Origin of the sequence: Bacteroides sp. An51A, assembly GCF_002161565.1 — a bacterium.
Lineage (GTDB): Bacteria > Bacteroidota > Bacteroidia > Bacteroidales > Bacteroidaceae > Phocaeicola > Phocaeicola intestinalis.
This window is the reverse complement of the sequence record NZ_NFIC01000001.1, coordinates 758,893-773,605: the sequence shown is the minus strand read 5'-3', so window position 1 is coordinate 773,605 and position 14,713 is coordinate 758,893. Positions and strand designations below refer to the sequence as shown.

Genomic DNA, 14,713 nt, shown 5'->3' with positions numbered 1-14,713 from the left:
GTCATGCGATATGCTTGTTTCTGTGCAGTGTCCTTTTGTTTTTGATTTATAAGTTTGTTTAATTAATTACGTATAATGGATTTTATTATTGATTTTGTTTTGCATATCGACAGGTATATGATTGATATTGTGCAGAATTATCATACTTGGACATATGCTATTTTGTTTCTTGTCATTTTTTGTGAAACAGGTTTGGTAGTTACTCCATTTTTGCCTGGCGATTCTCTGTTGTTTGTTGCAGGTGCCATTACCGCTTTACCGGATATGCCGTTGGAAATACATACATTGGTACTTGTCGTTTTTCTGGCAGCAGTATTGGGGGATTCGTGCAATTATATGATTGGGCATTTTCTAGGGCAGAAGTTATTTAGTAATCCTAATTCGAAAATATTCAAGCAAAGTTATTTGAATAAGACCCATGATTTTTTTAAGAAGTATGGAGGCAAGACCATTATTATAGCCCGTTTTGTCCCTATTGTCCGCACTTTTGCTCCGTTTGTAGCTGGTATGGGTAAGATGCATTATTATTATTTTATGTGTTATAACCTGATTGGTGCCGCTTTGTGGGTTGCCTTGTTTGCCTATGCGGGACATTTCTTTGGAGATCTTCCTTTTGTACAAGAAAACTTGAAATTGCTGCTTGTGGCTATTATCTTTATTTCTTTGTTGCCGGCTGTATTTGAAGTAGTACGTGCTAAACTGAAAAAAGGATGAAATATTCGTTGATTATTCCTGTCTACAATCGTCCGGATGAAGTGGATGAATTGTTAGATAGTTTGACAAAACAACATTATACGGAATTTGAAGTGCTCGTGGTAGAAGACGGGTCTTCAAATTCTTGTGAGTCTGTGGTAGACAGGTACGCAGAATTATTAAATATACATTATTTTGTAAAATCTAATTCAGGTCCTGGACAAACGCGGAATTATGGAGCGGAGCGCAGTCATGGCGAATACCTGATTATATTGGACTCTGATTGTGTGTTGCCTCCAGGTTATCTTGATGCGATAGAGGCTGAACTGCAAAGAAACCCTGCTGATGCTTTTGGGGGACCGGACCGTGCGAATGATTCGTTTTCTTCCATCCAAAAGGCTATTAATTATGCCATGACTTCTTTTTTTACAACTGGAGGTATTCGGGGAGGTACGAGGAAAATGGATAAGTTCTATCCCCGTAGTTTTAATATGGGAGTACGGAGAGAGGTTTATCAGGCATTGGGAGGATTTTCGAAGATGCGTTTTGGTGAAGATATTGACTTCAGCATCCGGATTTTCCAAAATGGCTATCATTGCCGGCTTTTTCCTGAAGCCTGGGTGTGGCATAAGCGCCGTACGGACTGGCATAAATTTTTCAAGCAAGTATACAATTCGGGGATTGCACGTATTAATCTTTATAAGAAGTATCCAGAATCGCTGAAGTTGGTACACGGGTTACCGGCTGTATTTGTTTTGGGGGTGATTGCTCTTCTGCTGGTTGCTCCGTTCTGTATTTGGAGCTTGTCATTGTTGTTGGTATTTTCTTTGATTATTTTTATTGATGCTTCGGTGCAAAATAAAAGTGTCTGGATTGGTATACTTTCTGTTGTTGCTGCGTTTATCCAATTAACAGGATATGGTTTGGGATTCCTTTGTGCATGGTGGAAACGTTGTGTATGCCGGCAAGGGGAGTTCGCAGCTTTCGAGAAGAATTTTTACCAATAATGGAAAACAAATTGACTATTAATCAGTGGGCAGAAGAAGACCGTCCACGTGAACGGATGATACAGCAAGGTTCAGCAGCATTAAGCAATGCTGAGCTGCTTGCTATTCTGATAGGCTCTGGCAGTCAGGAAGATTCGGCTGTGGGACTGATGCGGAAAGTGCTTGACTGCTATCACAACAGCCTGAGTGAATTAGGGAGAGCTAATATTGAGGATTTATGCCATTTTAAAGGTATTGGCCTGGCAAAAGCCGTGACGATTCTTGCTGCTTCAGAATTGGGAAAGCGACGCATGGAAGAGGAGCCTAAAGAGCGGAAGCAAATTCGTACGTCCCGTGATATTTATGAGCTTTTTTACCCGTTGATGTGTGACTTGCCAATTGAGGAATGTTGGATATTGCTGCTTAACCAGTCTTCGAAAATTATAGATCGTGTCCGTATCAGTCAGGGTGGACTGGCTTCCACTCAGGTAGATGTGCGTTGTATTTTGCGGGAGGCTTTATTGAAACGTGCGGTATCACTGGTGCTTTGTCACAATCATCCTTCCGGCAATATTTCTCCTAGTCCTGACGATGACCGTCTGACTCAATCGGTAAAGCAAGCTTCTGCGCTGATGAACATACGTTTGCTTGACCACTTGATTGTGACAGACGGTTCTTATTATAGTTACTCTGATGAGGGAAGAATGTGAAGAAACAGTATCGTTTCAAGCGTTATTGCCGGTCTTTATTGATTGTTAAGGTTGGTTATCCAATTTTGTATGGCATCGTTGTTCATTCCGTTCAGCAACTTTCCTTCTTTCCAGTTCAGGCTTGGATAGGATTTTTTCAATTCGGAAACACTGTTACTGATACTGCTTCCACCGGAAGTGGCGAACGGAATGAGGGTTTTGCCTTTCAGGTCATGACTTTCAATGAATGTGTTGATGATTCTTGGAGCAAGGTTCCACCAGATAGGATAGCCGATAAAAACGACATCATATCCGGCAATGTCCGTTTCCGTTGCTTTAAGTGTCGGACGGGATTGGGCATCGTCCATCTCTACTGAACTACGTGACTGGCGGTTGTTCCAGTCGAGGTCAGCCTCAGTATAAGGGCTCTGAGGTGCAATTTCGAACAGTTCTCCTCCGGTAATGTCTGCAATGTTACGAGCGACTTGGGCAGTGGTTCCGGTTGCTGAAAAATAAGCGACCAACGTCTTGGATGATGTGTTGCTTACATTAGGTTTGTCTTTCTTTTGGGCGCAGGCGGTAAAGCAGATGGCAAGTACTGCCGCGATGGATAATAAAATCTTGTTCATAACGTAATGTTTTTATTTCAAATGATTATTATCTGTTGAGCCATTGTTAATCTCTTTCAGCCACTCTGTTAGCATAGTATGGCAATTGTCAGTCTGTGACGAACGTATCCACAGGCTGGGTGTCATTGTTTTCTACAAAGATAGTGCGAATGTGTAACATCGTTTTTGCCCTTCGGCTCAAAGTGTTTTGTTGTGAGGGTCAAAGCAGGGAAATCACTGTTTTTCCTTGCTCTGCTTTCCGATTTTTGCTATCTTCGTAAACAAAAATAATATGAGCGCATCATTTCATATCATAGACAAATCTACGTGGGAACGAACTATTTACTTTGATTACTACTATTCCCAAATCAAATGTAAATACAACCTCAATGCCAACATTGACATTACCCACCTTGTAAGCGAACAGAAAAGAAGAGGAATCAGGTTCTTTCCTACGATGCTTTATGTCATTATGAAAGCTGTCAATCAGAACAAAGAATTTCGTATGAGTTTTAACGTAAATGGAGAGTTGGGATATTGGGAAGAGGTTGTTCCATGTTACACCTTGTTTCACCCGGAAACCAGGACATTTACAGATATCTGGAGCGAATATTATGATGATTTCGATACGTTCTACCACACCGTTGTGGAAGATATGGAAAAATACCGCAATGTGACAGGAGTCATTAAAGCACGTCCTGAACAACCAGCTAATTTTTGTCCCATCTCATGCCTGCCGTGGCTGAGTTTTACAGCCTTTGCACAAGATACTTATACGGAAAGTGCGTTTCTTTTTCCGCTCATTAAATTCGGGAAATATTTCGAGGCGAATGGACGTGTGGAGATACCGATTTCTGTCTTCGTCAGTCATGCTGTAGCTGATGGGTATCATACGTGCAAGCTTATTAATGATATGCAGAACATCGCACGGAAATTCTAATCAGATTTATACTTTAAGCGGCATTAAAATGTGCATTTTCTTGTTTTGAATTTCTCCAAAAAGTTATTCTCGTCTTGATGTATCCGTTTTCGTGTGTGCTTTGGGCGATTTGGGGATCCTTCTGTTCTTCGTCAGAAAACTCACTATTTCCCTCATAATAGAGACGCAAAATTTTGCGGTTGAAAAATCATCCCCAATCATCACACGATAAATTCAAAGCAGTTTCTTACTGACTGCCGCCCTTCCAGATAATATCATTGCAAGACGCATCCGGTTGCGGAAGTCTGCGGATATAGGTGCGTCGGCAAACGCATATAGGCTTATCCGCTGTAAGATTATTAATCTTCAGGCTGCAAGATTATTAATCTTACAAGCAGAAGATTAATAATCTTACACCAGACGAAGCTATCTGCGTTGAAGCAAGAAGATAATAACAACAACCTTTTAACTAATCTGCGTATGATAATGTACCGTTTAGTAATGTAGGCTGAACGGAACGGAGACAGCATACAGGAATTGTGACATCAACAAAATGCACCAATCCATACCGCGCATGGTATAAGAAGTTCTGAAGATCCCCTGCAAGCGGAACGGCTGACAAGGGATTTTTAATTTCAGAATCCCACTTGTTTCTGTTGTTCGGCATTGTAGCGGTCGCCCGTCACGGGAATGGCTGCAACGGCATCTTCCAACTGTTTCCACTCTTCGGCAGAGAGGTTGAAGTCCAGTGTGCGCAGGTTTTCTTCAAGGTGCGAGAGCTTCGTGGTGCCGGGAATGGCTACTATCCACGGTTCTTTCTGCAAAAGCCAGCCGAGGGCAAGCTGGGCGGCGTTCATGCCCCGTTCGCGTCCGAAGCGTTGCAGCACATTCACGATGCGATAATTGGCACGCATGGCTTCCGGCGTGAAGCGGGGCAGCGTGGTGCGGTTATCGTTGTGCGGGTCGAACTCGGTATATTCATTTAAGTCGCCGCCGAGGAAGCCCCGGTTCATCGGACTGTAAGGCACGAAACCGATACCCAGCTCACGGCATACATCCAATACACCGTTCTTCTCTACCTCACGGTGCATCAGGTGGTATTCGCTCTGGATAGCGGTCAGCGGACAGACGGCGTGCGCCTTGCGGATAGTCTCTGCGCTGACCTCGCACATGCCCCAATGCAAGACCTTGCCTTCCTTTATCAAATCGGCGATAGTCCCCGCCACGTCCTCCACCGGCGTGTTGCGGTCGAAGCGATGTTGGTAGAACATCGGGATGACATCGGTGCGCAGGCGTTTCAACGATTCCTCGCAATAGCGGCGGATGGTGGCGGGACGGCTGTCTTGTCGTCCGGTGGCTTTCCCGTCGATGACCTCATGACCGAACTTGGTCGTCACGTTCACTTTACCCCGAAACTCTCCCAATGCTTCGCCTGCCAGTTCTTCATTGTTCAGCGGACCGTAGATGATGGCGGTGTCAAATAGCGTCACGCCACGGTCCATCGCCTCGTGCAGCAGGCGGATGCACTGCTTTTTGTCGGGATGATAACTGCGGTTGTAGGTCATGCCCATCACACCGAATCCCAATGCCGACACCTCGAAAGCCGCCTTGCCTGTACCGAGCGTACGGTGGGCGGTAATGGTTGCGGCTTTTGCATCACCGGCAAATGCTCCCTTGCTTCCGGCAGCCACGTGGGTGGCAGCCTGTACTTTGCCCAATGCCGGGGAGACAGCCAGAGCTGCGCCCACGGCAGCCGCCGTCTTCAGAAAACCGCGACGGCTGAAACCTTCTTTCTTGTTCAAGTCTTCCATATTGCCTTTTAAATGAAAAATGCGAATCAGGAGTTAAACGTAGTTATGTTTCACAGGAGTTATCACTTCGTTCAGGAGTTACAGGCCAATAGTCTTACTTCTGAAACCGGCGCAAAAAGGTATTGGCATCTAACTTCCAGCCCGCCCTGCGGGCGATAACTACCTATAACTCCCTTTTAACTCCTGATTGGCATGAAAAAAATTACTTTATTTTCAGTCCCGGAATCAGCGGTGTCGTATCCACCAGTTCCAAATCCTTTACCATATCCAGCGTACCCTGTTTGTACTTCTGGAAATGGAGAGTCTTCAAATGGCTTTCGTAAGCGGCACGGTCGGCATAGATTTCGAGGATGGTAATCTTGTGGGGCGCATCCTTTTCGGCTGTGGCATAAAGAGTGAGCACGCCCGGCTCCAGCCGCATGGAGGCTTCTATTTCCTCTTTCAGATAGGCGTTGTATTCATCCAACCGTTCCGGGTCTACTGTTATTTTCGAAAGGCGTACCAGGTTATCCGTAGCCGGTGCAGCCGGTTTGGCCGCTTCCTGCTTGATGATGCGCAATGCCTTGATGGCTGCCGGGAAACCGATGTAGGGAAGGCATTGGATGACCGCTGCGGTCACTTCTTCGGGCGTATTGCCTGCCTGGATGTTTCCGTGGAAATGCGACTGCAACTGGCTTTCCGCTTCCAGTGTCGTCAGGATGCAGTAGCCGAGCAGTTCTTTGGTTTTCAAGTCAAGTCCGTTACGGGTGTATATTTCGCCAAAGAAATAGTCGGTCAGGAAGCGTGCTACCTCTTCACCCATTCCGCCGGGCACGCCTTCCATCACGGCAGAGATTCCTCCGTGGTAGAGTTTGTCCTGAATGGCTGCGCCCTGCTCATGACGGTTCGCTTCGGTGACGGTGGTCTGATTCTCCAAGGGAAGGCTGATGTCGCGCTCCTTGAATACTTCGTTCACCGTTCCGACGGCATTGAGCATCTTGGGGAAACCGATGAACGGTGCTGTCAGATACATCGCTTCCCGTAATTCCACAGGGGTGACGCCCACGTTCAGGGCGGCTCCCGCATGGACTTTCAGTTGCGGAAGCGTCTGCATCGTGGCAAGGGTGACACAAGTAATCATTTCGCGCTGTTTCAAGCTCAAGTTTCCCGTAGTAAACACTTCGCCGAAGATAAATTTCTGAAGGATGTCCATCATCTCCGGGTCTGTGCCCTGTCCGGTCAGGGCTTCACCGCCGAAAAGGGTACGGTAATTTTCCTTGCACGTTTCTATTCTGTTCATTGTTTCGTCGTTCTGTGCCTTTGCCGGCATGAGTCCTGCCAGCAATAAGGCGAATATAATTACAGATTGTTTCATATTCATCATGTTACTGTCTATAGACTTTTTCCTAACTGATATGCCTGTTCGGGATAGCGGGTGTTGCGAATGGAACCTGCCGTCCATACCCCGGAAGCGACCACCTCACCCACACTTTCCCAGCCGAGATATTCCATTAATGTGCGGTAATGCAGCAGCATCGGTTCTGCTTCCTTCTTCGCCGTATCGGCATAGGTCATCAGGTAAGCAGCCTTCTTGTAATGGCCTTTAATTTGCCCGTTGATGGCATAGAACCGGTCGATTACCCGTTTCATCTGTGCTGAAATGCCAAAATAATACATCGGTGTGGCGAACACTACCATGTCTGCCGCGATGAGATGCGGACGCAGTTCATTAAAATCATCCTTTATCACACACGGACCGTCCATGCCGCAACGGTTGCAGGCACGGCAAGGTTCCACTTGTTTGAAGGCGCAATCGAAACGGTATATCTCATGTCCTTTTTCCTGTGCGCCTTTGATGAACTGTTCCGCCAGATAAGCCGAATTTCCATTCCGGCGGGGACTACCGGTCAATACTACTATTTTCATTCTACTACTATTTTTAGTGTTCAAATTTTCTACGGCTTTCATGATGCCGCCTCCCAAGATCATACTCCCTGTAGCTGCGAGCAGGGATTTACGGAGAAAATCTCGGCGCTTCATCAGTTCTCAGGATTAAATGTTTTTCCAAATGTCGTACATTTAGCGATTTCGTCTCCCGTCCGCAAATAGGTATAGTTGGGCATTTCGAAGAGGACGGGCTTCACTTTGCTGTAGTCCGGCTTCCCTTTGTCATTGAGAATACTTTCTTCGGCATAGGTGTTCGTGATTTTGCAGATGAAGTTATCGAACGTATCCGTTCCGTAATTATCTACCACCTCACATTCCATCACCAACGGACTTTCATCAATGACAGGAGTTCCGGCTTCACCCGGATGCCAGGCAAAAACTTCCGATTTGTCCGTTTTCGCTCCGCTGACGCAACCGACATAGTCAGCACGTTGCAGCATGGCTTCGTCTACCATATTGACGGACACCTTGCCTGTGGTTTTCACACCTTGGTTGGTGTAATGCGCCTTGTGCATACTCAGCAGGATGCGGTCGTGCCCGATGATGCCCACATGGGCAACGAGCAGCCAGTTTACCTTTCCGTTTACCTCCGTACCCACTACTACGGCGGGAGTAGGATACAATGCCAATGTCTGGCCGATGTTCTTTTTCATATTCTCTTCCGTTTGAAAATTGTATGACTATTTGCCGGTCAACGCCTCCTGGTCTTCGGGATATCGTGCTCCGATGATTTCGATGCTGTCCAGATGACGGCGGATATCGGCAAGCTCTTCCGTGGTAAAGCGAATGTCCGCTCCGCCGATATTCTCCTTGATGCGTTCAATACGTTTCGTGCCGGGAATAGGGACAATCCACGGTTGCTGTGCCAGGAGCCAGCCGATGGCAATACGTGCCGGAGAGGTTTCTTTCCGATGGGCAAGTTCTTTCACATACTCTACCAACGCTACATTGTGTTGCAGGTTCTCCGGCTGGAAACGGGGAATGGAGGAACGGAAATCCGTCTTGTCGAACGTGGTGTTGCGGTCGAAGCGTCCGGTCAGCATGGCTTTCCCCAGCGGACTGAACGGCACGAAGCCGATGCCCAGCTCCTCCAAGGTAGGGAGCAGTTCCTTTTCCACTTGACGGTACCACAGGGAATATTCGCTCTGTACTGCCGCAAGCGGACATACGGCATGGGCGCGGCGCACCGTGGCAGGGGCGGCTTCGGACAAGCCCCAATACAACACCTTGCCCTCTTTGATGAGCGAAGCAACCGTATCCGCCACTTCTTCTATCGGCGTATCCGGGTCTACCCGGTGCTGGTAGTAGAGGTCAATGTGGTCGGTACGCAGGCGGCGGAGCGAACCTTCCACCGCCCGGCGGATGGTGTCGGGTTTGCTTGACAGGCTTACGGGGCGTGCCGATGTATTAAGGTCGGGCATATCCACCAAGTTATAGCCGAACTTCGTGGCGATGACTACTTTGTCGCGGACCGGTTCCAAAGCTTCGCCCACTAACTCTTCGTTCTTGAACGCACTATACACCTCTGCCGTATCAAAGAATGTAACTCCCAACTCTACCGCCTCGCGCAGCGTGGCGATGGCTTCTTTCCGGTCGGGATAAGGAGGATAACTCTGCGTAAATCCCATGCAGCCCAGTCCTACTTCCGAAACTTCCAGTCCTTGTTTTCCTAATGTTCTTGTTTTCATCGTTATTATTTGCCTAATGAGAGCGTTACCGTTACATCACCGTTTCCCAATGCTGATTTCAATTGTGCGCCATTGGTATTATCTATCTTGCCTATGTGGGTGAAGTTCCACGAATTGGTCGAATAATAAATTACCAGGTATTTCCCCTGGTAAAGGATGATGTCGCCGGGACCGGTCGATGTCTGTCGGTCATTGCGCGGAAGGCTGGTACCCAGCGGTCCCACTTTTTCCATGTTGCCGTAGTCTTCCATTTTCACGGTGACGTCTCCTTTTGATAGCAATTCTATCAAAGCATCTGCGGACGAATTATCCGCTAAAGTGGCGGTAAATGTCTTACCGTCCTTGATGGTCAGTCTGATTGTGTTATTTCCCATATTTGCTTTCATTTGATTGTCTGAAACTCTTTGTTGTGCCTGAACTGCTGTCATAAAGACCGAGAGCAGCAACAGGAGGACGAGATGCAGTCTATTCATCGTTTTTTCCTTTTTCTAAAATTACTTACCATGTAGTCGACAGCGCCAATCCTGACGGAGAAGCGCTTTCCCCGGCGGGGACAACGTCAATCCTGATGGAGAAGTGCTTTCCCCGCTGTTCCCAATGGGAGTCGTTCTTATTTGTAAGATTCCCGATAGACGTTTACGATATCTTCGTCCGACATCTGGACACGGTCGCTGGTGAACATCACGCCCATTACCTCGCGGGTGTTACGCATCAGCGTCTCGAACTCGTCGGGAGTAATGCCGTAGTCGGACATCTTCAGGTCGGCTACGCCGCACGCCTCTTGCAGACGGGTGAGGGCGGTCAGGAAGTCTTCGGGTTTCGTGGCTTCCGGCATACCCATTGCCTGTGCCATGCGGATGAAGCGATCGTCGCAGGCATGGTGCTCGATGAAATATTTATAATAGGCACGGCTCACCATAATCAGACCGGCACCGTGGGGCAGGTTGGGATGATAAGCGGAAAGGGCATGTTCCAGGGCGTGCTCGCTGGTGATAAGCGTCAGGCACATCACGCCGCCGGACAACGTATTGCCGAAAGCCACACGGGTACGGGCTTCGAGGTCGTTGCCGTCCTTGATGGCACGGGGCAGGTATTCGGCAATGTTGCGGATGGCTTCGAGGGCATACATGTCGCTCATCAGATTGGCACCTTTCGCAATGTATCCTTCCGTGCTATGGAACAGGGCATCGAAGCCTTGATAGGCAGTGAATGTTGCCGGTACACTTTTCATCAGTTCCGCATCAACGATAGAGAGGACGGGAAACAGGGATGCATCACCCACGAAAGCTTTCTCAAACGTGTCTTCCTTCGTAATAACACCGGAGTTGTCCGTTTCCGACCCTGTACCTGCCGTGGTGGTAATAGCAACGATAGGCAACGGCTTTACGGCAATAGGCTGTCCTTTTCCTGAACCAATGGGCACGTAATCCCACAGTTCGCCTTCATTCGTAGCCATAACTGCAATAGCCTTTGCGCAATCCATGACACTGCCTCCACCCAACGCAATGAGAAAATCACACCCATTGTCACGCGCAGCCTTTGCACCGGCATTGACGTTGCCTACGGTAGGATTGGAAGCTACACCGTCGAAGATGCAGGTCTCCACACCGGCTTTGTGCAACTGCTCTTCCGTGCGAGCCAGATAGCCGTTGGCGCGGGTGGATTTACCATTAGAGATGATAATGAGGGCACGCCGTCCCGGCATGGGTTGTTCACTCAGTTTGTTCAGCATCCCTGCACCGAACATTACACGGGTAGGGATATACATGTCGTAGTTGTTGTTCGTTTTCATTTTGTAGGTTATATTTAATGATTCTGATGCAAAGGTAGCAGACTGCCGGTGGAAAGGAGATAACATATTTACTGACGGTTGTAACCGATTTACGGATTATTTTCCCATTGTTTCCTTTACTTTTGCCAACAGATTGGGAATATCCAGATGCTGCGGGCACTTTGCCAGGCATTCTCCGCATCCGATGCACGATGAAGCCGGATCGCCGCGCTGGACGGGAGACATGGATACAGTGTAATCCATCATTGCCCGCTCCTTGTTGCGGTGCAGCAGGTAGTTGTTGTAGACATAGGCGAAGATGTAACCGATGGCAACATTTTGCGGGCAGGGAATACACTGGTAACATCCGGTACAGTCAATGTGTCCTGGTGCATGGCGGTAAGCGTAGATGGCTGATCCCAATGCCTCGCGTTCGGCAGGTGTAAGCATATTCGGTTTTGCCTTGGCTGCATAACTCAGATTTTCCTCCACATCTTCCATGGAACCCATGCCGCTGACGGCTACGCTTACTTCGGGAATGTCCCACAGGTAATCCAGTGCCCACTCCGCATCGGGTTTTCGGATACCGGTAGAGGCAAGCGCATCGCGCATCACTTGTGGCAGGTTGGCAAGGAAGCCGGTGCGGACAGGCTTCATTACCGCCAGCCCCATACCGTTGGCAGCGGCATATTTCGGGCCGAGCACACCTGCCTCGTATTCATAATCAAGGTAATTGTGCTGGATAAGGCAGAAATCCCATGCCGGTGTATATTCGACTACCCGTTTGAACAGTTGCAGGCTGTCGTGGAAAGAGAATCCCATAAAGCGTATTTTCCCTTGCGCCTTCAGATTCTCCATCTTCTCGATAAGCCGATACGGCAGCACATAGTCTTTCCATGCCCGGTGCATAATCATGTGGATGTGGTAGAAATCAATCACATCCGTATCAATCGCACGCCGGGACTGGTCGAAGAACTTTTCGAAATCGTCTGCATTCTGCATCTCCCACCACGGCATTTTGGAAGTGACATAAACCCGGTCGCGCCAGCCTCCTGCAAGTGCCTTGCCGACTGCCTGCTCGCTTTCGCCTCCCATATAGACACGTCCGGTATCAATGTAGTTCACTCCGCCTTCGATGGCACGGTGTACCATCGGGGTAGTCTGGTCGAAATCCACATGCCCGTTCTTCATTGGCAGGCGCAACATGCCAAAACCTAATGCCGATACATTTACCCCTGTTCTGCCCATCGGGCGGTATTGCATCTGCGAGTTGTAATTCAGAATATCTTTTGCTTTCTGCTCCTGCTCCACACGTCTGTTTGCTTCTTGCGCAATGGCTTTCGGTCCCATTGCGGCACCGACAGCCGCAGCGAATAATCCGCTTTTGATGAAATCTCTTCTATCCATAATTTTTAAATGAAGAATGAAGAACTAAAAATGAAGAATTAAAGATGAGTCAATCCAATGAGCCACGCCGGGTTGTGGCGTACCAGTAAGTCAATGTCGCTTTGAGGGATGCCTTCTGCCAGCAGTTTCAGGATGCAATCCCTCATACCCTCAATGGGGTGTGGCATCACCGCCTGTCCTAAGTCGGTGGAAATGAAACTCCGTGACGGGGCAATGCGAACAAAACCGGCAAACTCCCCGATGCTTTGCCGGGAATATTGCGGCATCTTTGTGCCTTTTCCCCACAGGCAGGGCAGGTAGCAATATTCGATGTACGCACCAAGGTCGATGCACTGCTTGATCTGGTCGGCAGTCATTTTCCAGAAATGAGAATTGGCATGAGTGACGACAAATTTGTCCACACCTATTTCCTTTGCCCTACGGGCGAGCGTGATGCTTTCCTGCGGCGAAGCGTGTCCGGTGGCAAAGATGATGCCGGCTTCCGCACAGATTTCCATTATGCGAATGACTTCGGGCAATACCTGTCCGTTATCATCCAACACGGGAATGCCTTTCTCTTTCCTGCCTTCACATTGGTAATGATAGGCTGCGTCAAGTGTCGGCATCCAGATGCACCGGCACAGTCCTCCACTTGTTTCTACGGCTTTCTGTGCGGCAAACGGATTTACCTTGTCCCCATGCACACGGTTCATGCAGAAACTGCCGAAACATTCCGCTTCCGGCAGTGCTTGCCGGATGATATATGCCCTGTCGTGACAACTGAAGTCATTGGACTTGAACATCACGGCACGGTATCCGGCACGCATGGCATCCTGCATGAAACCATATTCATCTACCGAGCGTTCCCGCGAATCGGGGCGGCAGTGCAGGTGGATGTCGCATACTCCTTTTACTAATCCGTCTTCTGTAAACATATCATTCTTATCTCCATTTTTCTCCGAAAGAAAATCCATGGCACGGGCAGGTATCGCTGCCTGTGCGAACAATACTCCTCCGGTCAGCACGGAACTCTTGATAAAGTCCCTGCGATTTATTTTTCCATTATCATTCATCGCTTTTCTTTTTTTGCAAAAATAGCCGGTATCTAACTTAAAGGACATAACCTATTTACGGAGATTTGTAACTCATTTACAGATTACGGTTCAACGCCGATACAAGTTACGGTAGAAACTTTTATTTTTGCGATACAAGAATGTAATGATGATACGAATATGAAAACAGATTTGATAAAAATGGATACGGTAGAAGAGTACAACAAACTGTTCGGACTGGAAACACTTCACCCGTTGGTGAATGTCATCGACCTTTCGGAAGCCACCCGATTCCCTACACGTTTCACTATCAATTACGGCATCTATGCCCTGTTCTTGAAAGAAACCAAATGTGGCGATATCCGTTATGGAAGGCAGGTTTATGATTATCGGGAAGGCACGATTACCAGTTTCGCACCGGGGCAGGTGTCGGAAACGGAAATGCTGGAAGGCATGAAGCCCACGGCACGCGGCATTGTGTTTCATCCCGATCTGATTAAAGGCACATCGCTCGGACAGGAAATCAAGTCTTATTCTTTCTTCTCTTACAATTCTACCGAAGCCCTGCACCTTTCGGACGAAGAGAAAAGCATCATCCTCGATTGTCTGGCTAAAATAAAAATAGAACTGACGCATCCGATAGACAAGTTGAGCAAACGGTTGATTGCAAGAAATATCCAGTTGCTGCTTGACTATTGTATGCGTTTTTATAACCGGCAATTCGTCACCCGCGAGAAATCAAACAAGGATGTGCTGACCCGTTTCGAAGCTTTGCTCGACGATTATTTTCAAAGTGGAAAGTCGCGTACCAACGGACTGCCGACCGTACGGTATTTTGCCGATAAGGTATTTCTTTCTCCCAACTACTTTGGAGACCTTATTAAGAAAGAAACGGGAAAAAATCCGCAGGAATACATCCAGGGTAAAATCATAGATACTGCCAAAGACATGCTCGCCGATACGGAGAAGACCGTAAACCAGATTGCCGATGAATTGGGCTTTCAATATTCCCAACATTTCAACCGGGTATTTAAGAAAGTGGCAGGATATACGCCCAGCGAATACAGAAAACGGGTGGCTGCAGGGTGAATTGCGGTCGAACGCTTTGAGCTGCTCTATATTTTCGGGAGAAGCTGCTGCGTTGAAACGAATCTGTCCTTTTTTATCGAAAATGACATAACGTG

Annotated in this window: 14 protein-coding genes and 1 pseudogene; 5 read left to right on the top strand and 10 right to left on the bottom strand. The window is 47.9% G+C overall.

What is annotated here, in order from left to right:
* Positions 1–75 precede the first annotated feature (75 nt).
* Genes B5G04_RS03035 through radC form a run of 3 tightly spaced genes read left to right on the top strand, consistent with a single transcriptional unit; the run spans position 76 to position 2,389 of the window.
* The gene (locus tag B5G04_RS03035; RefSeq protein WP_022039695.1) at positions 76–714 is read left to right on the top strand and encodes a DedA family protein; all 639 of its coding nucleotides are present in this window, start codon (positions 76–78) and stop codon (positions 712–714) included.
* On the top strand, positions 711–1,700 hold the full coding sequence (locus tag B5G04_RS03030) for a glycosyltransferase (protein ID WP_087248231.1): 990 nt from the start codon (positions 711–713) through the stop codon (positions 1,698–1,700). Before B5G04_RS03035 ends, B5G04_RS03030 begins: the two co-directional genes overlap by 4 nt.
* Positions 1,700–2,389 carry a DNA repair protein RadC gene (radC, locus tag B5G04_RS03025; protein WP_022039697.1) on the top strand — a complete coding sequence of 230 codons (690 nt, stop codon included), beginning with the start codon at positions 1,700–1,702 and terminating at the stop codon, positions 2,387–2,389. Before B5G04_RS03030 ends, radC begins: the two co-directional genes overlap by 1 nt.
* Before the next feature lie 35 nt (positions 2,390–2,424).
* On the opposite strand, the gene B5G04_RS03020 is transcribed toward radC, so the two are convergent.
* Positions 2,425–2,997 carry a flavodoxin gene (locus B5G04_RS03020; protein ID WP_087248233.1) on the bottom strand — a complete coding sequence of 191 codons (573 nt, stop codon included), beginning with the start codon at positions 2,995–2,997 and terminating at the stop codon, positions 2,425–2,427.
* Positions 2,998–3,268: 271 nt separating this feature from the next.
* Here B5G04_RS03020 and B5G04_RS03015 point away from each other — a divergent pair, with 271 nt between their 5' ends.
* Positions 3,269–3,916 (top strand): CatA-like O-acetyltransferase, encoded by a 648-nt coding sequence (locus B5G04_RS03015; protein WP_087248235.1) that lies wholly within the window; start codon positions 3,269–3,271, stop codon positions 3,914–3,916.
* A 614-nt stretch (positions 3,917–4,530) separates the two neighbouring features.
* Here B5G04_RS03015 and B5G04_RS03010 read toward each other — a convergent pair.
* From B5G04_RS03010 to B5G04_RS02970, 9 genes and pseudogenes are all read right to left on the bottom strand, one after another.
* Positions 4,531–5,706, bottom strand: a complete 1,176-nt coding sequence (locus B5G04_RS03010) for an aldo/keto reductase (RefSeq protein WP_087395721.1) — start codon at positions 5,704–5,706, stop codon at positions 4,531–4,533.
* Between the two features lie 202 nt (positions 5,707–5,908).
* Positions 5,909–7,060: a carboxymuconolactone decarboxylase family protein gene (locus tag B5G04_RS03005; RefSeq protein WP_087395847.1), complete on the bottom strand. Its 1,152-nt coding sequence runs from the start codon at positions 7,058–7,060 to the stop codon at positions 5,909–5,911.
* Between the two features lie 17 nt (positions 7,061–7,077).
* Positions 7,078–7,611, bottom strand: a complete 534-nt coding sequence (locus B5G04_RS03000; RefSeq protein ID WP_087212256.1) for a flavodoxin family protein — start codon at positions 7,609–7,611, stop codon at positions 7,078–7,080.
* 149 nt (positions 7,612–7,760) lie between these two features.
* Positions 7,761–8,285: pseudogene (locus tag B5G04_RS02995) on the bottom strand (flavin reductase family protein); the annotation flags it as partial.
* Between the two features lie 27 nt (positions 8,286–8,312).
* Complete coding sequence (locus B5G04_RS02990; RefSeq protein ID WP_087248241.1) at positions 8,313–9,320, bottom strand: aldo/keto reductase; 1,008 nt, start codon at positions 9,318–9,320, stop codon at positions 8,313–8,315.
* A gap of 5 nt (positions 9,321–9,325) precedes the next feature.
* Positions 9,326–9,793 carry a cyclophilin-like fold protein gene (locus B5G04_RS02985; protein WP_087395717.1) on the bottom strand — a complete coding sequence of 156 codons (468 nt, stop codon included), beginning with the start codon at positions 9,791–9,793 and terminating at the stop codon, positions 9,326–9,328.
* 137 nt (positions 9,794–9,930) lie between these two features.
* Positions 9,931–11,112 carry an iron-containing alcohol dehydrogenase gene (locus tag B5G04_RS02980; RefSeq protein WP_087395713.1) on the bottom strand — a complete coding sequence of 394 codons (1,182 nt, stop codon included), beginning with the start codon at positions 11,110–11,112 and terminating at the stop codon, positions 9,931–9,933.
* Between the two features lie 96 nt (positions 11,113–11,208).
* Positions 11,209–12,498 carry an aldo/keto reductase gene (locus B5G04_RS02975; RefSeq protein WP_087248247.1) on the bottom strand — a complete coding sequence of 430 codons (1,290 nt, stop codon included), beginning with the start codon at positions 12,496–12,498 and terminating at the stop codon, positions 11,209–11,211.
* Positions 12,499–12,536: 38 nt separating this feature from the next.
* The gene (locus B5G04_RS02970) at positions 12,537–13,550 is read right to left on the bottom strand and encodes a DUF6282 family protein (protein ID WP_164496633.1); all 1,014 of its coding nucleotides are present in this window, start codon (positions 13,548–13,550) and stop codon (positions 12,537–12,539) included.
* A 159-nt stretch (positions 13,551–13,709) separates the two neighbouring features.
* Here B5G04_RS02970 and B5G04_RS02965 point away from each other — a divergent pair, with 159 nt between their 5' ends.
* Positions 13,710–14,618 (top strand): helix-turn-helix domain-containing protein, encoded by a 909-nt coding sequence (locus tag B5G04_RS02965; protein ID WP_087212235.1) that lies wholly within the window; start codon positions 13,710–13,712, stop codon positions 14,616–14,618.
* Positions 14,619–14,713: the final 95 nt, after the last annotated feature.

What these genes read in the sequence shown, in the direction of transcription:
- B5G04_RS03035 (WP_022039695.1), top strand. Translation starts at nt 76, where the DNA reads ATGGATTTTATTATTGATTTTGTTTTGCATATCGACAGGTATATGATT.
- B5G04_RS03030 (WP_087248231.1), top strand. Translation starts at nt 711, where the DNA reads ATGAAATATTCGTTGATTATTCCTGTCTACAATCGTCCGGATGAAGTG.
- radC (WP_022039697.1), top strand. Translation starts at nt 1,700, where the DNA reads ATGGAAAACAAATTGACTATTAATCAGTGGGCAGAAGAAGACCGTCCA.
- B5G04_RS03020 (WP_087248233.1), bottom strand. Translation starts at nt 2,997, where the DNA reads ATGAACAAGATTTTATTATCCATCGCGGCAGTACTTGCCATCTGCTTT.
- B5G04_RS03015 (WP_087248235.1), top strand. Translation starts at nt 3,269, where the DNA reads ATGAGCGCATCATTTCATATCATAGACAAATCTACGTGGGAACGAACT.
- B5G04_RS03010 (WP_087395721.1), bottom strand. Translation starts at nt 5,706, where the DNA reads ATGGAAGACTTGAACAAGAAAGAAGGTTTCAGCCGTCGCGGTTTTCTG.
- B5G04_RS03005 (WP_087395847.1), bottom strand. Translation starts at nt 7,060, where the DNA reads ATGAAACAATCTGTAATTATATTCGCCTTATTGCTGGCAGGACTCATG.
- B5G04_RS03000 (WP_087212256.1), bottom strand. Translation starts at nt 7,611, where the DNA reads ATGAAAATAGTAGTATTGACCGGTAGTCCCCGCCGGAATGGAAATTCG.
- B5G04_RS02990 (WP_087248241.1), bottom strand. Translation starts at nt 9,320, where the DNA reads ATGAAAACAAGAACATTAGGAAAACAAGGACTGGAAGTTTCGGAAGTA.
- B5G04_RS02985 (WP_087395717.1), bottom strand. Translation starts at nt 9,793, where the DNA reads ATGAATAGACTGCATCTCGTCCTCCTGTTGCTGCTCTCGGTCTTTATG.
- B5G04_RS02980 (WP_087395713.1), bottom strand. Translation starts at nt 11,112, where the DNA reads ATGAAAACGAACAACAACTACGACATGTATATCCCTACCCGTGTAATG.
- B5G04_RS02975 (WP_087248247.1), bottom strand. Translation starts at nt 12,498, where the DNA reads ATGGATAGAAGAGATTTCATCAAAAGCGGATTATTCGCTGCGGCTGTC.
- B5G04_RS02970 (WP_164496633.1), bottom strand. Translation starts at nt 13,550, where the DNA reads ATGAATGATAATGGAAAAATAAATCGCAGGGACTTTATCAAGAGTTCC.
- B5G04_RS02965 (WP_087212235.1), top strand. Translation starts at nt 13,710, where the DNA reads ATGAAAACAGATTTGATAAAAATGGATACGGTAGAAGAGTACAACAAA.